This is a genomic window from Ancylobacter vacuolatus (genome assembly GCF_030813595.1).
Classification (GTDB): Bacteria; Pseudomonadota; Alphaproteobacteria; order Rhizobiales; family Xanthobacteraceae; genus Ancylobacter; species Ancylobacter vacuolatus.
This window is the reverse complement of record NZ_JAUSUH010000003.1, coordinates 243,061-263,192: the sequence shown is the minus strand read 5'-3', so window position 1 is coordinate 263,192 and position 20,132 is coordinate 243,061. Positions and strand designations below refer to the sequence as shown.

Here is a 20,132-nt window from a genome sequence, read left to right as displayed (position 1 = left end):
GCGATGACCGCGACCATCGGCGCCGATCTTCCCGCTTTGGCGGCGGCCGCGTCCACCCGCGCCGCGCTGGTCTGCGACGAGGAGGTGGTGAGCCGCGCCGCCCTCGCGGCCCGCGTCAGTGCCGTCGCGGCGCATCTGGCGGAAAACACCGCGCCGGGGCAGGGCGTGGCGCTCGCCATGGGCAATGGGCCGGAGCTGGTGGAAGCCTTCCTCGCCTGCGCCATCAGCGGCCGGCAGGCGCTCGTCTATGATCCCGGCTGGCCCGCGCCCTACCGCGCCGCCATCGACGCCGCGCTCGCCCCGGCGATCACGCTGGAAACGCTGCCCGAACCCGCCTTGTCCACGCCCGCCTCCGCCCCGTTCCCGCCGCCGCCCGCGCCGGACGCGCCGTTCTATGTCGGCTTCACCTCCGGCTCCACCGGCCTGCCCAAGGGCTACCGGCGCAGCCACCGCTCCTGGATCGACAGCTTCGCCGCCAGCGAGGTCGAATTCGGCCTCGGCGAACAAGACGTGGTGCTGGCGCCCGGCGGGCTGGCGGCCTCGCTGCATCTTTATGGCGTCGTCCACGCGCTGCACATCGGCGCGCGGGCGGTGATGATGCGCCAGTTCCACCCGCGCCGCGCGCTGCGCCTCATCGCCCGGCACGGCGTCACCGCGCTCTATGCCACCCCCACCCAGCTGCAGATGCTCATTGAGGCCGGGGCCGGCGAGAGCTTCCCGACCCTGCGGCTCCTCATGATTTCAGGCGCCAAATGGCGGGCGGAGACCCGCGCGGCCACCCAGGCGCTGTTCCCGAACGCCGGCATCGCCGAATTCTACGGCGCCTCGGAAACCAGCTTCATCACCATCGCCCGCCCGGGGGAGGACGTCCCGCCCGGCTCGGTCGGCCGGCCCGCTTATGGCGTCACCCTGCGCATCCGCGATGGCGCGGGCCGGGACCTGCCGGCCGGCGAGGCGGGGGCGATCTGGGTGGCGAGCACGATGCTGTTCGACGCCTATGCCTGCGGCGACGCGCCGGAAACCCGCCGCGTGGGCGGCTTCCTCACCATTGGCGACCATGGGCGACTGGACGAGGCCGGCTTTCTCTATCTGCATGGGCGCGAGAAGCGCATGCTCGTCACCTCGGGGCTGAACGTCTATCCCGAGGAGGTGGAAACCGTGCTCGCCAGCCTGCCCGGCATCGCGGAGGCCGCCGTCTTCGGCCTGCCGGATTTTTTGCGCGGCGTCGAGCTTGTGGCCGTGCTGCGCGGCGCGGTGGACGAGCCGGCCCTGCGCGCCGCCTGCCGGGGGCTGCTGCCGGCGGCGAAGATCCCGCGCCGCTTCCTCAGCCTGGAGGACTGGCCGCGCACCTCGGGCGGCAAGGCGGATCTGCGGGCGCTGGAAGCGATCGCCCGCGACAGGTTCGCGCGATGAACCGGGCGTTTGTCATTGCCGCCCGCCGCACGGCGGTCGCCCCGCGCGGCGGCGCCTTTCGCGCGGTGGAGGCGCACGACCTCGCCGCCCCGGTGCTGCGCGCCTGCCTTGATGATGCGGGCGTGGCACCTGATGAGGTCGAGCACGTCATCCTCGGCAATGCGCTCTCCGGCGGCGGCAATGTCGCCCGCCTCGCCGCGCTGGCCGCCAACCTGCCGCCGACCGTTCCGGCGCTGACGCTGGACACGCAATGCTGTTCCGGGCTGGACGCCATTCAGCTGGCGACGCGGATGGTGGAATCGGGCGCGGCGCAGCTTGTGCTCGCCGGCGGGGTGGAGAGCTTCAGCCGCTCGCCCTTGCGCGCCGTGCGGCCGAGGGTGAAGGGCGAGGCGCCGGTGTTTTACGACCGCCCGCCCTTCACCCCCTGGCCGGCGCGCGACCCGGAGATGATCGCGGTTCTGGCCAAGGCGGCGCGCGGCCTCAGCCGGGGCGAACAGGCGGCCTTCGCCATTGAGAGCCACGCCAAGGCGCTGGCGGCGCGGGCGCGGCTGGAATCGGAAATCGTGCCGGTGGCGGGCCTCGCCTTTGACAGCTTCACCCGCGCCCTCACCCCGGCCCTGTGCGCCCGCGCGCCGGTGCTCCACCGCGACGGCGAGAGCGAACTGGACGCGGCCGGCGTGGCGGTGGAGGCGGACGCGGCGGCCGTGGTGCTGGTGGCGTCGCGGGAATGGGCGGAAGCATGGCTGAAGGCCGGCCACCCGGTGTGCGAGGTGTTTCAGATCAGCTCCTTCGCCGCCGCGCCGGACGACCCGCCCGGGGCGATCGACCATGCTTTGCGCGACCGGGCGGCCGGGCTGGACTGGGCGCGCCTTGCCGTGGTCGAGCTGATGGAGGCCTCCGCCGGGCAGGCGATGATGAATGCCCGGCGCGCGGGCCTCGACCCCGCCCGCATCAATCGCGGTGGCGGGGCGCTGGCGCGCGGGCACCCCATCGGCGCGTCCGGCGCCATCCTGGCCGTGCGCCAGTTCCACGAATTGGCGGGCGAGGCCACCGGCGCGCTCGGCCTTTCCGCCATCGCGGCGGCCGGCGGGCTCGCCAGCCTGCTCATGTTGCAGCGCCTCTAAAACCGGCGTTTGCCGCGCCCCGTATCCTTGTGCAGGATGCGCGACGAATCGTCCGCAGAAGACGATCCCTATTGCCGGGAGAAAGGCCGTTGGCCGCATGAACGCGATCTCCTCACGCCAGCAGGACATTCTCGGGCTCGCCCGCGCCCAGGGGCGTGTGAGCGTCGAGGACCTCGCCGGCCGTTTCGATGTCTCGCCCCAGACCATCCGCAAGGATCTCAACGATCTGTGCGTGCGCCGGCTGATGTCGCGCGTGCATGGCGGCGCCGTCGTCGCCTCCGGCGTCGAGAACCTCGCCTATGAGGCCCGCCGCGCCATGGCGCAGGGCGCCAAGCGCGCCATCGCCGAGGCCGCCGCCAGCATGGTGCCGAACCGCGCCTCGCTGTTCATCAATATCGGCACCACCACGGAAGAGGTCGCCCGCGCCCTGTCCGACCATGAGGATCTGCTGGTCATCACCAACAACCTCAACGTGGCGACGCTGCTCTACCGCCATCCCCGCATCGAACTGATCATGGCCGGCGGCCCGGTGCGCCATGCCGACGGGGCGGTGATCGGCTCGGCGGCGGTGGATTTCGTGCGCCAGTTCCGCGTCGACTACGCCGTCATCGGCGCCTCGGCGATCGAGGAGGACGGCACGCTGCTCGATTTCGACTATCGCGAGGTGCAGGTCGCCCGCGCCATCATCGACAATGCCCGCCAGATCATCCTGGTCGCCGACCGTTCCAAGCTGGAGCGCACGGCGCCGGTGCGCATTGGCTCGATGTCGGAGGTCGACACCTTCGTCACCGACGTCGTATCCTCCCCCGAGCTGCGCCATGTGTGCCAGCGCGAACAGGTGGAACTGATCGAGGTCGGTTCGCTTGACGAGGACGGGTTCTGAGGATCCCGCACTGCAGCATCAGGGCGGAGGGTGCCCGGGCGCGCCAACCGTGACGCACCGCTTGGCGCAGCCTCTCAGGCTGACGCTTCCGCCCCTTGAATCGCCCCCCGGAGGAGAGACGAATGGAACTGCGCCGCCTCGGACGCTCCGATATTCTGGTTCCGCCGCTGTGCATCGGCGGCAATGTGTTCGGCTGGACCGCCGACGAGCCGACCTCGTTCCGCCTGCTCGACGCGCTGTTCGACGCCGGCTTCTGCTTCATCGATACCGCCGATATCTATTCCCGCTGGGCGGAAGGCCATAGCGGCGGCGAATCCGAGGCCATCATCGGCAAATGGATGAAGGCGCGCGGCAATCGCGACCGCCTCGTCATTGCGACCAAGGTCGGCGCCGATATGGGGCAGGGCAAGGTCTGCCTGAAGGCGGACTACATCCGCAGCGCCGTCGAGGCCTCGCTGGCGCGGCTGCAGACCGACTTTATCGACCTCTACCAGTCGCATTGGGACGACCCGGACACCCCGTTCGAGGAGGTGCTGAGCGCCTATGACGAGCTGATCCGGGCCGGCAAGGTGCGGATCATCGGCGGCTCGAACCTCACCGCGCCCCGGCTGTTCGAGGCGTTGGCGGTGTCGACCCGCGAGAAACTGCCGCGCTACGAGACGCTGCAGCCCGAATATAATCTCTACGCCCGCGCCGGCTATGAAGCGGATGTCGAGGCGGTCTGCGCCGCCAGCGGCCTGGGCGTCATCCCCTATTTCTCGCTCGCCGCCGGCTTCCTCACCGGCAAGTACCGCAGCGCCGCCGATGCCGGCAAGAGCGTGCGCGGGGGGGAGCTGGTGGAGAAATATCTCAACCCGCGCGGCGAGCGCATCCTCGCCGCGCTCGACACGGTGGCGGCCGCCCACAGCGCCACCCCGACCCAGGTGGCGCTCGCCTGGGTGATGGCCCGCCCCAGCATCACCGCCCCCATCGCCAGCGCCTCGCGCGTCGAGCAGCTCGGCGATCTCATCGCCAGCGTCGATCTCGCGCTCACCGGCGCCGACATCGCCCGTCTCGACAGCGCCAGCGCCTGGAAGGACTGACCATGGCGACACAGAGCCCGGCCGCGATCGCCCGCTTTGTCGAGGCCGGCCGGGGCACCGCGCCGGCGGACCTCGTCATCAAGGGCGTCCAGCTGCTGGACGTCATATCGGGCGCCATCACCCGCACCGACATCGCCATGGTGGGGGAGCGCATCGTCGGCACCTATGGCGACTATGACGGCGCGCGGGAGATCGACGGGTCCGGGCTGTTCGCCGTGCCGGGCTTCATCGACACGCATCTGCATGTCGAATCCTCGCTGGTCACGCCGCTGGAATTCGACCGCTGCGTGCTGCCGCACGGCGTCACCACGGCGATCTGCGACCCGCACGAGATTGCCAATGTGCTGGGCGCGGAGGGCATCGCCTATTTCCAGCGCTGCGCCGAGCACACGATCATGGATCTGCGCGTGCAGCTCTCCTCCTGCGTGCCGGCCACCAGCTTCGAAACCGCCGGCGCCGAACTCGCCGCGCCCGACCTCGCGCTTCTGCGCGGCCACGAATCCGGCATCGGCCTCGCCGAATTCATGAACTTCCCCGGCGTGCTGTTCGCCGATGAGGGGTGCCTGGCCAAGCTCTCGCTGTTCTCCGACGGCCATATTGACGGCCACGCGCCGCTGCTGCGCGGGCGCGACCTCAATGGCTACATCGCCGCCGGCATCCGCACCGAGCATGAGGCGACCTCGCTGGAAGAGGCGCGGGAAAAGCTGATGAAGGGCATGTCCGTCCTCATCCGCGAGGGCTCGGTGTCGAAGGACCTGCACGCGCTGATCCCGCTGATCTCGGCCGACACGTCAGCGTTTCTGGCCTTCTGCACCGATGACCGCAACCCGCTCGACATCGCCGAGGAAGGCCATCTCGACTACATGATCGCCGAGGCCATCCGCCACGGCGCGCCGCTGCACCATGTCTACCGGGTGGCGAGCTGGTCGGCGGCCAATGCCTTCGGCCTCACCGATCGCGGCCTGATCGCGCCGGGAAGGCGGGCGGACATCGTGCTGGTGGACAGTCTGGAAGCCTGCTCGGTGCGCCAGGTCATCTCAGCCGGCCGGCTGGTGACGCCCGAACTGTTCGCCGCGCGCGGCCATGTCGCCCCGGTCGGCATGGATTCGGTGAAGGCGCGGCCCGTGACGGCGGAGGATTTCCGCATCCCGGCCACGGAGAGTGCCACCCGGGTCATCGGCGTGGTGCCCGGCCGCATCATCACCGAGGACGTGCGGCTCGACCTTCCCGTGATCGACGGCGAGAAGCGGGTGGACCTTGAGAAGGACGCGGTGAAGGTCTGCGTCGTCGAGCGGCACGGGCGCAACGGCAATATCGGCCGCGGCTTTGTCCATGGCTTCGGCATGAAGCGCGGCGCCATCGCCTCCTCGGTCGGCCATGACAGCCACAACATCACCGTGGTCGGCGTCAATGAAGCCGACATGGCGCTGGCGGTGAACCGGCTGATCGCGCTGCGCGGCGGTTTCGCGGTGGCCGATGGCGGGGAGGTGACGGCCGAGCTCGCTTTGCCCGTCGCCGGGCTGATGGCGGACACGCCGTTCGAGGAGGTGCACGACGCACTGATCCCGCTGCGCGCGGCGGCCAAGGCGCTGGGCGTGGTGCTGGCCGAGCCGTTTTTGCAGGTGGCGTTTTTGCCGCTGCCGGTCATTCCGCATCTGAAGATCACCGATTTCGGCATGTTCGACGTCAACGCCTTCGCCCTGCTGGAAACGCCGGTGCCTCCCGCCGGCAATGGCTGAGGCGGGCCAATCCCGATCGCCGTCATGCCCGGGCTCGACCCGGGCATCCACGCCGTGCCTCAGGCTCGGGCGAAGACATGGATCCCCGGGTCAAGCCCGGGGATGACGGGGCACATGGGGGAGGGCGTGGGCACGGCGCATTGCGTGTCCGGGGAAGGGTGAGCTCCTTCCCACGCCGTCATCCCGGACGGTCCGCAGGACCGATCCGGGATCGCGCCGATGGCGTCCTGACGCGGACGACGATCCCGGCTCTGCGCTGCGCTCCGGCCGGGATGACGAGCGGCCCCTCCGCCGCAGCCCCCTCCCGTCCGCCGGCCCGATCTGCTAGACCTTCCAGCCCCGTTCGAGACCCCCCGCCCATGGCCCGCCTGCGCTCGTCCGTTTTCCTCGTGCTGCTCGTCCTGTGGACAGTGCTGCTCGCCGCGACCATTCCCTATTTCGCCTGGCGCGACCGGCCGCACGCCACCCGCCGCTTCTCGCGCTTCTGGGCCGGCGGGGTGCTGGCGATCCTGCGCTTTGTCGGGCTTTCCTACCGCACCATCGGCGAGGAAAACCGCCCGCCCGAGCCGGCGCTCTATGTCGGCAATCACCAATCCGCCTTCGAGACCATCGCCGCCGCCGTGCTGATTCCCGATGTCGCCATCGTGCTGAAGGAAGAGCTGTACCGCATCCCGGTGTTCGGCTGGTTCCTCAAGCGCTCGCCAATGATTGCCATCGACCGCGCCGGCGGCGCCTCCTCGGTGAAAAAGATGTTCCGCGAGGGGCGCGAGGCCAGCGAACACGGGCGCAACCTGCTGATCTTCCCCGAGGGCACTCGCCGGGCGGTGGACGAGCGGGCCGAGTTCCATCGCGGCGTGCTGCTGCTCTACAAGGCGCTGGACCTGCCTGTCGTGCCTGTGGTGAACAATGCCGGCCTGTTCTGGCCGGCGCGCAGCTTTGCCATCCGGCCGGGCACCATCACCGTCTCCTATCTGCCGTCCATTCCGCCCGGCCTGCCGGACCGCGAGTTCATGGCAAGGCTGAGCGAGGCGATCTATGCGGAACGCGACCGGCTGGTCGCACAGGAGGGGAAGACGGCATGAGTGCGGCAGGCGAGGCGGGCATCCTTATCCTCGGCGCCGGGCAGGGCGGTTTTCAGGCCGCCGCCTCGCTGCGCGATTGCGGCTATGAGGGCCGGCTGGTGCTGGTCGGCGACGAGCCGGGCCTGCCCTATCAGCGCCCGCCTTTGTCCAAGGCCTATATGAAGAGCGAGGCCGGCATCGAGCAGATCGAGCTGCGCGCCGGCGCCTTCTATGCCGACCACCGCATCGAGCTGGTCAACGCCCGCGCCACCGCGATCGACCGCGCCGGCCAGCTTGTGCTGCTGGAGGGTGGCGCGGCGCTGCCCTATGCCCATCTCATCCTCGCCACCGGCGCCCGCAACCGGCCGCTCCCCGTTCCGGGCCATGATCTTGCCGGCGTGTTCTATCTGCGCACGCTGGCCGATGCCGACGCCTTGAGGGGCAAGCTCGACGTCGCCCGCCGCGTGGTGGTGATCGGCGCCGGCTTCATCGGGCTTGAATTCGCCGCCGTCGCCCGCGCGCTTGGGCATGAAGTGACCGTGCTGGAAGGCGCCGGCCGCGTGCTGGCTCGCGCCGTCTCGCCTGATATGTCGGCGTTCTTCGCCGACGCCCATGCCGCCATGGGCACGAAGCTGGTGCTCGGCGCCGGCGTGGTTGGGCTGAAGGGGGAGGGCGGCCACGTCACCGGCGTCGAGACCGGCGACGGCACGGTGCACCCGGCCGATTTCGTGCTGGTCGGCATCGGCGTGGTGCCGAATGTGGAACTGGCGGCCGACGCCGGGCTGGAGGTGGCGAACGGCATCGTCGTCGACGCGCATCTGGCCACCATGGACCCCGCCATATCGGGGCTGGGCGACGCCGTGGCCTATCCCAGCCGCTTCGCCGGCGGGAATGTGCGGCTGGAATCGGTGCAGAACGCCGCCGACCAGGCCCGCAGCCTCGCCCATCGGCTCACCGGCAAGCCCGCCCCCTTCGACGCCGTGCCGTGGTTCTGGAGCGACCAGTCCGACCTCAAGCTGCAGATCGTCGGCCTCGCGGCAGCCACCGACAGCGCGGTGCTGCGCGGCGACCCCGCCTCGCGCCGTTTCTCGGTGTTCCGCTTCCGCGACGGGGTGCTCACCGCGATTGAGAGCGTCAACCGCCCCGCCGACCACATGCTCGGCCGCCGCCTGCTGGCGGGCACGCCCGCGATCACGCCGGCGCAGGCGGGCGATGAGAGCTTCGAGCTGAAGAGCCTGCTGGCGAAATAGCGCGCGGCGGGCGAGGGGTCGGGGGCGTTGCTGGCCTGTTTGCTCTCATCGGCCTGATCGTCCACCTCATCGGCCTGACTAGCCGGGGTTAAATCCGCCGCCTACACTCGCCGGGGACCTCTCCCCCCGGAACTTCCGATGGCTTTTTCGCTGCGCCAGCTTCAATATCTCGTCGCGGTGGCGGAGAACGGTTCCGTCTCCTCGGCGGCGCACACGCTGTCGATCTCGCAGTCGACCGTGACCGAAGCCCTGCGCGAACTGGAGCTGGACCTCGGCATCAAGCTGCTGGAGCGCCATGCGCGCGGCGTCGATCTCACCCTCAAGGGCCATCATTTCCTGCGCCACGCGCGAAAGATCCTCAGCGATGTCGCCGATGCGCGGCGGGCGCTGGCGGGGCCGGAGATGGCGGCGCTCACCGGGCGCCTCGCCGTCGGGGTGACGCCGCTGGTCGCCGGCTACATCTATTCCGATCTCATCGCCCGCTTCCGCCGCGCCTTTCCCGGCGTCGCGGTGGAGGCGGTGGAGGATGCCGGCGACTATCTCGAACATCTGCTGGTCGGCGGCGAACTGGATGTGGCTGTCATGGTGCTGCCGCCGGGCCGGCACTCGGCGGCGCTGCAGACTCAGGCGGTGGAAATCTCGCCCTATCGCGTGTGGATGCCGCTCGGCCATCCGGCGCTGGTGGAGGAACGGGTCAGCCTGCGCGATCTCGCTGAGGAGCCGCATGTGCTTCTCACCATTGATGAAATCGCCGAGGCGTCTGAGATCGTCTGGCGCCGGCTCGGCATCCGGCCGCCGGTGGCGTTCCGCACCCGCTCGGTGGAGGCGGTGCGCTCGCTGGTGGCGACCGGCGCCGGGGTGGCGGTGCTGCCGGACCTCACCTACCGGCCCTGGTCGCTGGAAGGGGACAAGATCGAGGCGCGCACGCTGATCGACCATGTGCCGGCGGTGGAGGTGGCGACCGCCTGGCGGCGCGGCTCGCCGCTCTCGGCAGCCGCCGCCGGCTTCGTCTCCATCGCCGCCACCCGCCATGGCGGGCGCGGGCGGTAGGGTGCCTTATCGGAGCCCGTCATCCCCCAGCACGCCTCATCCCCGGGTTTGACCCGGGGCCCCATCCTTGCCGCGAGCGGGCCCGGTCAAACCCCTGGGTGGCCGGGTCAAGCCCGGTCCTGAGGGCTCACATGAGGGGAACGAGGCCAATATCTGCCCATTCCCTACTCATCGGTTTATCCGATGGCAGCCTTCTGATCTTTGGGGTGGCGCTCGGCCCGACGCAGCGTCACACTCATCCCAAAGGGCCGCTATAGCCCGCAGAACAGAGGGAAACAGACCATGCCGCGCCTCTCGCATTATCTGCGTCTGCCGGCGCTCGCCGCCAGCGCCTCTCTCGCCTTAAATCCTGTTTTTGCTGCGGAAATGACCTCGGTCGGCAAGGGCGAGGGTCAGGTCGATATCGTCGCCTGGGCCGGCTATATCGAGCGTGGCGACACCGACAAGGCCTTTGACTGGGTCACGGAATTCGAGACCAAGACCGGCTGCAAGGTCAATGTGAAGACCGCCGGCACTTCCGATGAGATGGTCGCGCTGATGAATGAGGGCGGCTTCGACCTCGTCACCGCCTCCGGCGACGCCTCGCTCCGCCTCATCGCCGGTAAGAAGGTCGCGCCCCTCAATACCAAGCTGATCCCGAGCTGGGGCACTGTGGACCCGCGCCTGCAGGACGCGCCCTGGCACGCCGTGAACGGCGTGCATTACGGCACGCCCTATCAGTGGGGCTCCAACGTGTTGATGTACAACACGGAAGCGTTCAAGGGCGAAGCGCCCAAGAGCTGGAATGTGGTGTTCGAGGAGCAGACCCTGCCGGACGGCAAGTCCAATAAGGGCCGCATCCAGGCCTTTGACGGGCCGATCTACATCGCCGACGCCGCGCTCTATCTGATGGCCCACAAGCCGGAACTGGGCATCAAGGACCCCTATGAGCTGACCGAGGCCCAGTACAAGGCGGCGCTCGATCTGCTGCGCCAGCAGCGCAAGATCGTGCAGCGCTACTGGCACGACGCGATGATCCAGATCGACGACTTCACCAATGAGGGCGTCGTCGCCTCCTCCTCCTGGCCGTTCCAGGTCAACCTGCTGAAAAGCCAGAACAAGCCGATCGCCTCGACCATTCCCAGCGAGGGTGCGACCGGCTGGGCCGACACCACCATGATGCACGCCGACGCCGCGCACCCGAACTGCGCCTATATGTGGATGGAGCACTCGCTGAGCCCCAAGGTGCAGGGCGATCTCGCCGCCTGGTTCGGCTCGGTGCCTGCCGTCCCCGCCGCCTGCAAGGGCAATGAGCTGCTGGGCGCGGAAGGCTGCAAGACCAATGGCATGGAGGAATTCGAGCGCATCCATTTCTGGCGTACCCCGGTCGCCAAATGCGCCACCCAGGCCGAAGGCTGCGTGCCTTATTACCGCTGGGTGTCGGACTATATCGCCGTCCTCGGCGGGCGGTAACGCGCCGCGTCACGCCGTCATCGTCACGCGACGTCATTATTGCGCAACGTCATCCTGAGGTGCCCGGGCGAAAGCCCGGGCTTTGAGGGATGTTCATTGAGATCGCCGGCTCGGCATCCTTCGAGGCTCGCTTCGCGCCGCATGCCCCATCCCCTCATCCCCGGGCGTGACCCGGGGGCCCAGGCCCGTCGCCAGCTTGCCGTCACATTCTGGGTGGCCGGGTCAACCCCGGCCATGAGGGGCCATCAACGCCCGACCACGGCAGAACGCCCGCCGTGCCCTGTTTCCAGCCGTCTTCCTGACCGCCTCCCTGGATCTTCTTCATGCACGCTCACGCCGCCCCCATCGCACTGCCCGCCGTTCGATTTGCCAGCGTTGTCAGGCATTTCGGCGCGGTGCGGGCGGTGGATGGCGTCGATCTCTCCATCGCGCCGGGCGAGTTTTTCGCCATGCTCGGCCCGTCCGGCTCGGGCAAGACCACCTGCCTGCGCCTGATCGCCGGCTTCGAGCAGCCCGATGCCGGCCATATCGAGATTTTCGGCGAGACGGTGGAAGGCCTGCCGCCCTATCGCCGGGCGGTGAACACGGTGTTCCAGGACTACGCGCTGTTCCCCCATCTCTCGGTCGGCGACAATGTCGCCTATGGGCTGCGCGTGCGCGGTATCGGCCGAGCCGATCGTGACCGGATGGCCCGCGAGGCGCTGGCCATGGTCAAGCTGTCGGGCATGGAAACCCGCCGCCCGGCGCAGCTCTCCGGCGGCCAGCGCCAGCGCGTCGCCTTGGCCCGCGCGCTGGTGGTGCGCCCGAAAGTGCTGCTGCTCGACGAGCCGCTGGGCGCGCTCGACCTCAAGCTGCGGGAGGAAATGCAGAGCGAACTGAAGGGGTTGCAGCGGGCGCTCGGCCTCACCTTCGTCTTCGTCACCCACGACCAGAGCGAGGCGCTCTCCATGGCCGACCGCGTCGCCGTGTTCAATGAGGGGCGGATTGTGCAGGTCGGGCCGCCGGAGGAGGTCTATGAGCGGCCGGCCACACGCTTCGTCGCCCGCTTCGTCGGCTCGGCCAATGTGCTGGAGGCACGTGAGGCGCAGGCGCTGGGCGGGCCGGCGCGCCCCTCCAGCCTGCGGCCGGAGAAGATCGCGCTGCTCGCGCCTGGCGCCCCGGTGCCGGAAGGCGCGGCGCTGGTGGAAGCGCGCGTCACTGACGTGTCCTATCAGGGCCCGGTGCGCCGCGTCAGCGTGCTCACGGGCGAGGGGCTGGCGCTCACCGCCGCCATCCCCGCCACCGCGGCGGGCGCGATGGTTGGTGCCACCGTCCGGCTCGCGGTGCCGAGGGATGCGGTGCGGTCGATGGAGGGCGAGCAATGAGCCTTGCCAGCCTCGATCTGCCGGCCCCGCGCGATGGGCTGCTACGCCGCCTCTCCGACATGCTGGTGCGCCGGGCGCGGCTGCTGACGCTGCTGCTGCTGCTGCCGCCACTGCTGTGGCTGGGGCTGGTCTATCTCGGCAGCCTGTTCGTCTTCCTCGGGCAATCGGTTTTTTCGATAGATGAGTTTTCCGGCACTATCGTACGGGAACCGACCACCGCGACGCTGCTGGAGCTTTTCCGCCCCGCCAATCTCGACATCCTGCTGCGCACCATTGGTATTTCAGCTGCGGTGACAGTGCTTTGCGCGATCATCGCGTTCCCGATCGCCTATTATGCCGCCCGCTATGCCGGGCCGAGGGTGAAGGCGGCGTTCTATCTCGCCGTGATGATGCCGCTGTGGTCGAGCTATCTGGTCAAGGTCTATGGCTGGAAGCTGCTGCTGGCCAAGGAGGGCGCCATCGGCTGGTTCGCCGGCAAGCTGGGCCTCGCCGGCGCGCTGGAGGCCTGGCTGGCGCTGCCGCTGGTCGGCGGGCCCTCGCTCTCGGTGAGCTACACCGGCATGGTGCTGACCTTCACCTATCTCTGGCTGCCCTTCATGATCCTCCCCGTCCAGGCGGCGCTGGAGCGGGTGCCGCCGCATCTCATTGAGGCTGCAGGCGATCTCGGCGCGGCGCCCGGCCTCGTCTTCCGCACGGTGATCCTGCCGCTGGCGATGCCGGGCGTGGTGGCCGGGGCGATCTTCACCTTCTCGCTGACGCTGGGCGACTACATCGTGCCGCAGATCATCGGCACGTCGGCGCTGGTACTGGGGCAGGCGGTCTACACGCTGCAGGGTACGGCCGGGAACATCCCGCTGGCGGCGGCCTTCTCGCTGGTGCCGATCCTGGTCATGGCCGTGTTCCTCACCCTCGCCAAGCGCACGGGGGCGTTCGATGCGTTGTGAGGTCGGGCGTATCGGCAATCTCGATGGGAGCACCCTGCCATGACCCGCGCCCCGCTCTCGCTCAAGATCGCCGCCATTGGCGGGCTTGCCTTCCTGCACATCCCGCTGCTGTTCATCCTGCTCTACTGCTTCACCACCGAAGAGAAGAGCTACGCCTTCCCCCCGCCTGGCTTCACGCTGAAATGGTTCGGCGTGGTGTGGGGGCGGGCCGATATCTGGGCGGCGGTGGGCCTGTCGCTGAAGGTGGCGAGCATCGCCACTGTGCTGGCGCTGATCCTCGGCACGCTGGCGGCAGGCGCCCTGGCGCGGGCGCGGTTCTTCGGCCGCGAGCCGATCTCGCTGCTGTTCGTGCTGCCCATCGCACTGCCCGGCATCGTCACCGGCATCGCCCTGCGCCAGGCCTTCGGGCTGATGGAGATCCCGTTCTCCGTCTGGACCATCGTGCTCGGCCACGCCACCTTCTGCATCGTCGTCGTCTACAATAATGCGGTGGCGCGGCTGCGCCGGCTCTCGCCCTCGCTGATCGAGGCGTCGATGGATCTGGGCGCCGATGCCTTCCAGACCTTCCGCCTCGTCGTGCTGCCCAACATCGGCACGGCACTGCTGGCCGGCGGCATGCTGGCCTTCGCGCTCAGCTTCGACGAAGTGATCGTCACCACCTTCACCGCCGGCCAGCAATCGACTTTGCCGATTTGGATGCTGTCCGAGCTCATCCGCCCGCGGCAGCGGCCCGTCACCAATGTGGTCGCCGTGCTCGTGATCCTTGTGACTTTCCTGCCCATCCTCGCCGCCTATTACCTCACCCGCCATGGCGAGGCGGTGGCCGGCGCTGGAAAATAGGAGACGCCCCATGACTGCCCTGTCCGATACCGACATGCTGATCGGCTCCACCTTCGTCGCCGGCACGGAGACGCCGGAAACGGTGCTGAACCCGAAGACCGAGGAGACGCTGATCGAACTGCCCGAGGCGTCGCCGGACCAGATCGACGCCGCCGTGAATGCGGCCGACAAGGCGTTCCGCACCTGGTCGCGCACCACACCGGCCGAGCGCTCCTACATGCTGCTGAAGCTGGCCGACCGCATTGAGGCCGAGGCAGAATCCTTCGCCACGCTGGAAGCGCTCAACTGCGGCAAGCCGCGCCATGCGGTGCTGAACGACGAGCTTCCCGGCGTGGTCGACTGCTTCCGCTTCTTCGCCGGCGCGGCGCGCACCCAGCACGGCATGGTGGCCGGTGAATATCTCGCCGGCCACACCTCGATGATCCGGCGCGACCCGATCGGCGTTGTCGCCTCGATCGCGCCGTGGAACTACCCGCTGATGATGGCGGCGTGGAAGCTTGCTCCGGCCCTGGCGGGCGGCAACACGGTGGTGATCAAGCCTTCCGAGCAGACGCCGCTCACCCTGCTGAAGCTCGCCCGGATCATCGCCGACATCTTCCCGGAGGGCGTGGTCAATGTCGTCGTCGGACGCGGCGAGAGTGTCGGCAATGCGCTGATCAACCATCCCAAGGTGGCGATGGTCTCGCTCACCGGCGACATCGCCACCGGCAAGAAGGTGCTGACCGCCGCCGCCAAGACGGTGAAGCGCACCCATCTGGAACTCGGCGGCAAGGCGCCGGTCATCGTGTTCGACGATGCCGATATCGACGCCGTGGTCGAAGGGGTGAAGGTGTTTGGTTACTACAACGCCGGGCAGGACTGCACGGCGGCCTGCCGCATCTATGCCGGCGCCAAGGTCTATGAAAAGCTGGTGGCAGACCTCGCCTCCGCCGTATCGGGGCTCAAATTCGGACAGGCCGATGACAGCGAGAACGACATCGGCCCACTGATCTCCGCCCGGCAACGCGCCCGCGTCGCCTCCTTCGTCGAGCGTGCTTCCGAGCTCAACCACATCGAGATCGCCACTGGCGGCAAGCTCGCCAGCGGCGCCGGTTCCGGCAAGGGCTTCTTCTACGAGCCGACCGTGGTGGCCGGTGCCCTGCAGTCCGACGAGATCGTCCGGCGCGAAGTGTTCGGGCCGGTTGTGTCGGTCACGCGCTTCAGCGATGTCGACGAGGCGGTGGGCTGGGCCAATGACAGCGACTACGGCCTCGCCTCCTCGGTGTGGACGCGGGATATCGGGCGCGGCATGGCCACCGCTTCGCGCCTGCAATATGGCTGCACCTGGGTGAACTGCCATTTCATGCTGGTCAGCGAGATGCCTCATGGCGGGCTTAAGCAGTCCGGCTATGGCAAGGATCTCAGCGCCTATGCGCTGGAAGACTATACCGTCATTCGCCATGTGATGGTGAAGAACGCTTGATTCAGCGTGGCTTTGCGCCAAGGAGCAGGGTGATGCAGCAGAGTGGTCGGCACTATCCGCAAGATGGAGTATGATGTTCCGGCAGCCTCGCGAATGTGATCGTTGCGACGCAATGTGACACATAATTAAGTTGGAACTGTTCCTCATATCTGTTGTGTCGCAGCATGGGATTTCGTGCTTTCCGACACCGTTTCATGGGGGCCTGATGCGACGCGGAACCGGCTTACTGCTGACGATCGCCGCTCTTGCGGGAGCCGGCTGGCTTATCCATGAGCAGGGCTGGGTAGAGACGGAAGCGCTGTTCGGCGGACGCAGCCAGGCGAACGCCGCGGCCCAGCCAGCCAAGGCGCGCGCGGTTCCGGTCGAGGTGGCGCCGGCCCGTGCGGCGTCTGTGACGACGGACATCTCGTCCATCGGCTCCCTTCAGTCCGATGAATCGGTGCAGGTCGCGCCGGAGGTGTCGGGGCGCATCCAGGAAATCCGATTCCAGGAAGGCCAGCACGTGAAGGCCGGCGACGTGCTGGTGCAACTCGACGCGGCGCTGGTGAAGGCCTCGCTCGACGAGACCGAAGCGCGGCTGGAGCTTGCCGAGGCCAATTACGACCGTGCCCAGCGACTGCAGAAGACGGGATCGGGCACCGCGCGCGCGCTCGACGAGGCGCAGGCGGAACTCAACACGGCGCGCGCCTTGCTGAATTCCCAGCGGGTGCAGATCGCCAAGCACACCATCACCGCGCCGTTTGACGGGGTGGTCGGTCTGCGCACGGTGTCGAACGGCGCCTATATCGCGGTCGGCACCGAGTTGGTGAACCTTGAAAAGATCGACACGCTGAAGCTGGACTTCAAGGTGCCGGAAACCCAGCTCTCCAGCATTGCCGAAAACCAGACCGTGACCATCACGCTGGACGCGCTTCCTGGCCGCAGCTTCACGGGCACGATCTACGCCATCGATCCCATGATTGACATTAATGGCCGCTCGCTCAGCGTGCGCGCCCGGCTCGACAACAAGAACCTTGAATTGCGCCCAGGGCTGTTTGCCCGCGTTGTGGTGCAGGGAAGCCAGGCGCGTGACGCCGTCTTCGTGCCGGAGAGCGCCATCGTGCCGCGCGGGCAGGAGCGGCTGGTCTGGCAGATTGTCGACGGCAAGGCACAGCAGCTCAGCGTTCAGCTGGGCCAGCGCGCAAAAGGCGAGGTCGAGGTCAAGGGTGTCGCCCCCGGGGCCTCCATCGTCGTGGCGGGGCAGGGGCGCCTTCAGGCGGGCGTCGCGGTGGAGGTGGTCGCACCGCCGCCGGCACCTGAAGGCTAAGGCCGCGTCATGGGTATTTCCGAACTCTGCGTCCGCCGTCCCGTCTTCGCGACGGTGCTGAGCCTTCTGCTGATCCTCATCGGCATCGTCTCCTACAGCCGCCTTTCGGTGCGTGAATACCCTAATATCGACGAGCCGACCGTTTCCGTTCTCACCACCTATCCCGGCGCGTCGGCCAGCATCGTCGAGAGCCAGGTCACCCAGGTGCTCGAAGGCTCCATTGCCGGCATCGAGGGCATCGACGTTCTGGAATCGACCAGCCGTTCGGAATCGAGCCGCATCACCGTGCGATTCCGGCTGGAGATCGACCCCGACGTCGCGGCCAGCGATGTGCGCGATCGGGTAAGCCGTGTGCGCCAGCGCCTGCCGGACGAGATCGACGAGCCGGTCATCTCCAAGGTCGAGGCCGATGCCCAGCCGGTGCTGTTCGTTGTCTTCCGATCCGACCGCATGTCGGGCCTTGAACTCTCCGACTATATCGACCGCTACGTCGTCGATCGCTTCAAGAATATTAGTGGCGTCGCCGATGTGCAGATCTATGGCGAGCGGCGCTACGCCATGCGGATCTGGATCGATCGCGAGCGTCTCGCCGCCTATAGCCTCACCGTCCAGGACGTGGAGGACGCACTCAGCGCCCAGAACGTCGAGATTCCCTCCGGCCGCATCGAGAGTGTCGACCGCGAATTTACCGTGCTCTCGCGCACGGCGCTGACCACGGTGGATCAGTTCGACCAGATCGTCGTCAAGCGGGCCGATGGCGCGCAGGTACATCTGCGCGACGTCGCCCGCGTCGAGCTGGGCGCTGCCGACGAGCGCCGGGCGAGCCGCTTCAATGGTGGCGCGGCCATCTTTATCGGCGTGATCAAGCAGGCGGTGGCCAACCCGCTCGACGTCTCCGCAGGTGCCCGCGCCGTGCTGCCGGCGGTCAATGAGAGCCTGCCCGAGGGCATGACCGCTACCATCGGCAATGACAATGCGGTGTTCATCGACCGCTCGATCGAAGCCGTGTTCCACACCATCTTCGAGGCGGTCATTCTGGTGGTGCTGGTGATCGTGGTGTTCCTGCGCTCGTTCAGGGCATCGATTATTCCGATAGTCACCATCCCGATCTCACTGGTCACCACATTCGCCATCATGTACGCGCTAGGCTTCAGTGTGAACACGCTGACCCTGCTGGCCTTTGTGCTGGCCATCGGCATGGTGGTGGATGACGCCATCGTGGTGTTGGAGAACATCTTCCGCCACATCGAGCACGGCATGAAGCCGATCCCCGCCGCCATTAAGGGCGCCCGCGAGATCGGCTTCGCCGTCATCGCCATGACCATGACGCTGGCCGCTGTCTATGCGCCCGTCGCCTTCGCGCCCGGCCGCACGGGGCGGCTGTTTCTTGAATTTGCGTTGACGCTTGCCGGCGCGGTCATCATCTCCGGTTTCGTGGCGCTGACACTGACCCCCATGATGTGCTCGCGCCTCCTCAAGCATGAGGCCAAGCCGGGGCGGGTTTCGGCTTTCATCGAGGGGCGCCTGCGGGCCATGGAGAGCGGTTATCGCCGGCTGCTCGCCACGACGCTGCGGATCCGCGCCCTGATCCTGCTGCTGGCGCTGATGGTGGCCGGTGCCAGCGCCTTCTTCATCGCCGTGCTGCCATCGGAGCTGTCACCAGTCGAAGACCGCGGCGTGATCCGCGTTTCCGGCAGCGGGCCGGAGGGCTCCACCCTTGCCTACACGACCCGCTACACCAACCAGATCGATCAGATCGTTTCCAAGGAGCCCGAGGTCGACAGCGTCCTGATCATCAATGGCTTTCCCGAAGTGCACCGTTTCCTGGTGATCGGCCGGCTGAAGGATTGGGACGAGCGCGATGTGCGCCAGCAGGAACTCGTGGCCAAGCTGACACCAGAACTGCGGCGCATCGCCGGCATCAATGCCTATGCCAACAACCCGCCCTCCCTCGGCGCTTCCAATAATTCGCGGCCCATCGAGTTTGTCATCCAGACGTCCGGCACCTATGAGCAGCTCGACGACTATGTGAACCGCTTCCTGGAGCGCATCCGCGACTATCCCGGCCTCGTCAGCCTCGACAGCGACCTGAAGCTGAACAAGCCGGAGATATCCATCGCGGTGGATCGCGCCAAGGCGGCGGATCTCGGCATCGATATCGCGGTTCTTGGCCGCACGCTGGAGAGCCTGCTCGGCGGGCGGCAGGTGACGCGCTTCGAGGTGGGGGGCGAGCAGTACGACGTCTATGTCCAGCTCGATGCCCGCGATCGTTCGACGCCTGCGACCCTCGACACGATCTATCTGCGCTCGGCGGGCGGGGAAATGGTGCAACTCTCCAACCTCGTCACCGTGCGCGAGAGCGTGGCGCCGCAGGAGCTGAAGCGCTTCAACCAGCTGCGCTCGGCCACAATCTCCGGCAATCTGGCGCCGGGCTTCTCTCAGGGGGAGGCGCTCGATTTCCTCGACCAGACCGCCCGCGAGGTGCTGCCGCAGACCGTGCAGACCGATGTCGCCGGCCAGAGCCGCGAGTTCCGCGCTGCGGGGCAGAGCCTCGTGGTGGTGTTCCTGCTAGCACTGGGTTTCATCTATCTCGTGCTCGCGGCGCAGTTCGAGAGCTTCCGTGACCCTGTCATCATCATGCTCACCGTTCCTCTGTCGATGACCGGGGCGCTGGCGGCGCTGTACTTCACCGGCGGATCTCTCAACGTCTATTCGCAGATCGGGCTGGTGACGCTGGTCGGGTTGATCACCAAGCACGGCATCCTGATCGTCGAATTCGCCAACCAGCAGCAGGAGGCCGGGCTTGATCGCCGGGCCTCGGTCATTGAAGCGGCCGTGCTGCGCCTGCGGCCCATTCTGATGACCACGGGCGCCATGGTGCTCGGCGCCGTTCCTCTGGCGCTGGCGAGCGGTGCTGGCGCCGAGAGCCGGGCGCAGATCGGCTGGGTCATTGTCGGCGGCATGACGCTGGGCACGCTGCTCACCCTGTTTGTGGTGCCGGTGGTCTACTCGCTCATCGGGCGCGTCCATCACACGCCCCATGCCGAGGTCGCTCCCGGCATTGTCCACACGCCAGCCGAGTAGGGTGGGAACGAAGCGTGGGCGGGGGGACGGTTCTCCCCGGCTCTTCCTGCCGACGGGCCTTGCCCGAGGGCGTTATTT

Annotated in this window: 15 protein-coding genes; all 15 read left to right on the top strand. The window is 68.0% G+C overall.

Going from position 1 to position 20,132, the window contains the following annotated elements:
• Positions 1 to 3: 3 nt before the first annotated feature.
• The 15 genes from J2S76_RS09025 to J2S76_RS08955 all read left to right on the top strand — a co-directional run bounded on the left by J2S76_RS09025 (position 4) and on the right by J2S76_RS08955 (position 20,054).
• Positions 4 to 1,413, top strand: a complete 1,410-nt coding sequence (locus J2S76_RS09025) for an AMP-binding protein (protein ID WP_307059637.1) — start codon at positions 4 to 6, stop codon at positions 1,411 to 1,413.
• Positions 1,410 to 2,537, top strand: coding sequence for a thiolase family protein (locus J2S76_RS09020; protein WP_307059635.1), 1,128 nt, complete (start codon positions 1,410 to 1,412; stop codon positions 2,535 to 2,537). The genes J2S76_RS09025 and J2S76_RS09020 overlap by 4 nt, the downstream gene beginning before the upstream one ends.
• Positions 2,538 to 2,634: 97 nt before the next feature.
• Positions 2,635 to 3,420: a DeoR/GlpR family DNA-binding transcription regulator gene (locus J2S76_RS09015; protein ID WP_307059633.1), complete on the top strand. Its 786-nt coding sequence runs from the start codon at positions 2,635 to 2,637 to the stop codon at positions 3,418 to 3,420.
• A gap of 122 nt (positions 3,421 to 3,542) precedes the next feature.
• On the top strand, positions 3,543 to 4,502 hold the full coding sequence (locus J2S76_RS09010) for an aldo/keto reductase (RefSeq protein ID WP_307059631.1): 960 nt from the start codon (positions 3,543 to 3,545) through the stop codon (positions 4,500 to 4,502).
• Between the two features lie 2 nt (positions 4,503 to 4,504).
• Entirely contained in the window at positions 4,505 to 6,241 is a 1,737-nt protein-coding gene (gene ade / locus J2S76_RS09005; protein WP_307059630.1) for an adenine deaminase, read from the top strand.
• A gap of 359 nt (positions 6,242 to 6,600) precedes the next feature.
• Positions 6,601 to 7,323 (top strand): lysophospholipid acyltransferase family protein, encoded by a 723-nt coding sequence (locus tag J2S76_RS09000; RefSeq protein WP_307059629.1) that lies wholly within the window; start codon positions 6,601 to 6,603, stop codon positions 7,321 to 7,323.
• A complete protein-coding gene (locus J2S76_RS08995) occupies positions 7,320 to 8,552 on the top strand; it encodes an NAD(P)/FAD-dependent oxidoreductase (RefSeq protein ID WP_307059627.1) in 1,233 nt (410 codons plus the stop codon). Before J2S76_RS09000 ends, J2S76_RS08995 begins: the two co-directional genes overlap by 4 nt.
• Before the next feature lie 138 nt (positions 8,553 to 8,690).
• On the top strand, positions 8,691 to 9,602 hold the full coding sequence (locus tag J2S76_RS08990) for a LysR family transcriptional regulator (protein ID WP_307059625.1): 912 nt from the start codon (positions 8,691 to 8,693) through the stop codon (positions 9,600 to 9,602).
• Between the two features lie 282 nt (positions 9,603 to 9,884).
• A complete protein-coding gene (locus J2S76_RS08985) occupies positions 9,885 to 11,054 on the top strand; it encodes an ABC transporter substrate-binding protein (protein WP_307059623.1) in 1,170 nt (389 codons plus the stop codon).
• Between the two features lie 323 nt (positions 11,055 to 11,377).
• Positions 11,378 to 12,418, top strand: a complete 1,041-nt coding sequence (locus tag J2S76_RS08980; protein ID WP_307059621.1) for an ABC transporter ATP-binding protein — start codon at positions 11,378 to 11,380, stop codon at positions 12,416 to 12,418.
• On the top strand, positions 12,415 to 13,362 hold the full coding sequence (locus tag J2S76_RS08975) for an ABC transporter permease (protein WP_307059619.1): 948 nt from the start codon (positions 12,415 to 12,417) through the stop codon (positions 13,360 to 13,362). Before J2S76_RS08980 ends, J2S76_RS08975 begins: the two co-directional genes overlap by 4 nt.
• Before the next feature lie 39 nt (positions 13,363 to 13,401).
• Positions 13,402 to 14,202 (top strand): ABC transporter permease, encoded by an 801-nt coding sequence (locus J2S76_RS08970; protein WP_307059617.1) that lies wholly within the window; start codon positions 13,402 to 13,404, stop codon positions 14,200 to 14,202.
• A gap of 10 nt (positions 14,203 to 14,212) precedes the next feature.
• Positions 14,213 to 15,664 carry a gamma-aminobutyraldehyde dehydrogenase gene (locus tag J2S76_RS08965; RefSeq protein ID WP_307059615.1) on the top strand — a complete coding sequence of 484 codons (1,452 nt, stop codon included), beginning with the start codon at positions 14,213 to 14,215 and terminating at the stop codon, positions 15,662 to 15,664.
• A gap of 205 nt (positions 15,665 to 15,869) precedes the next feature.
• Complete coding sequence (locus tag J2S76_RS08960; RefSeq protein ID WP_307059613.1) at positions 15,870 to 16,970, top strand: efflux RND transporter periplasmic adaptor subunit; 1,101 nt, start codon at positions 15,870 to 15,872, stop codon at positions 16,968 to 16,970.
• A 9-nt stretch (positions 16,971 to 16,979) separates the two neighbouring features.
• Complete coding sequence (locus J2S76_RS08955; protein ID WP_307059611.1) at positions 16,980 to 20,054, top strand: efflux RND transporter permease subunit; 3,075 nt, start codon at positions 16,980 to 16,982, stop codon at positions 20,052 to 20,054.
• Positions 20,055 to 20,132: the final 78 nt, after the last annotated feature.

What these genes read in the sequence shown, in the direction of transcription:
- J2S76_RS08995 (WP_307059627.1), top strand. Translation starts at nt 7,320, where the DNA reads ATGAGTGCGGCAGGCGAGGCGGGCATCCTTATCCTCGGCGCCGGGCAG.
- J2S76_RS08970 (WP_307059617.1), top strand. Translation starts at nt 13,402, where the DNA reads ATGACCCGCGCCCCGCTCTCGCTCAAGATCGCCGCCATTGGCGGGCTT.
- J2S76_RS09025 (WP_307059637.1), top strand. Translation starts at nt 4, where the DNA reads ATGACCGCGACCATCGGCGCCGATCTTCCCGCTTTGGCGGCGGCCGCG.
- J2S76_RS08975 (WP_307059619.1), top strand. Translation starts at nt 12,415, where the DNA reads ATGAGCCTTGCCAGCCTCGATCTGCCGGCCCCGCGCGATGGGCTGCTA.
- J2S76_RS09015 (WP_307059633.1), top strand. Translation starts at nt 2,635, where the DNA reads ATGAACGCGATCTCCTCACGCCAGCAGGACATTCTCGGGCTCGCCCGC.
- J2S76_RS09020 (WP_307059635.1), top strand. Translation starts at nt 1,410, where the DNA reads ATGAACCGGGCGTTTGTCATTGCCGCCCGCCGCACGGCGGTCGCCCCG.
- J2S76_RS08955 (WP_307059611.1), top strand. Translation starts at nt 16,980, where the DNA reads ATGGGTATTTCCGAACTCTGCGTCCGCCGTCCCGTCTTCGCGACGGTG.
- J2S76_RS09000 (WP_307059629.1), top strand. Translation starts at nt 6,601, where the DNA reads ATGGCCCGCCTGCGCTCGTCCGTTTTCCTCGTGCTGCTCGTCCTGTGG.
- ade (WP_307059630.1), top strand. Translation starts at nt 4,505, where the DNA reads ATGGCGACACAGAGCCCGGCCGCGATCGCCCGCTTTGTCGAGGCCGGC.
- J2S76_RS08990 (WP_307059625.1), top strand. Translation starts at nt 8,691, where the DNA reads ATGGCTTTTTCGCTGCGCCAGCTTCAATATCTCGTCGCGGTGGCGGAG.
- J2S76_RS09010 (WP_307059631.1), top strand. Translation starts at nt 3,543, where the DNA reads ATGGAACTGCGCCGCCTCGGACGCTCCGATATTCTGGTTCCGCCGCTG.
- J2S76_RS08960 (WP_307059613.1), top strand. Translation starts at nt 15,870, where the DNA reads ATGCGACGCGGAACCGGCTTACTGCTGACGATCGCCGCTCTTGCGGGA.
- J2S76_RS08965 (WP_307059615.1), top strand. Translation starts at nt 14,213, where the DNA reads ATGACTGCCCTGTCCGATACCGACATGCTGATCGGCTCCACCTTCGTC.
- J2S76_RS08980 (WP_307059621.1), top strand. Translation starts at nt 11,378, where the DNA reads ATGCACGCTCACGCCGCCCCCATCGCACTGCCCGCCGTTCGATTTGCC.
- J2S76_RS08985 (WP_307059623.1), top strand. Translation starts at nt 9,885, where the DNA reads ATGCCGCGCCTCTCGCATTATCTGCGTCTGCCGGCGCTCGCCGCCAGC.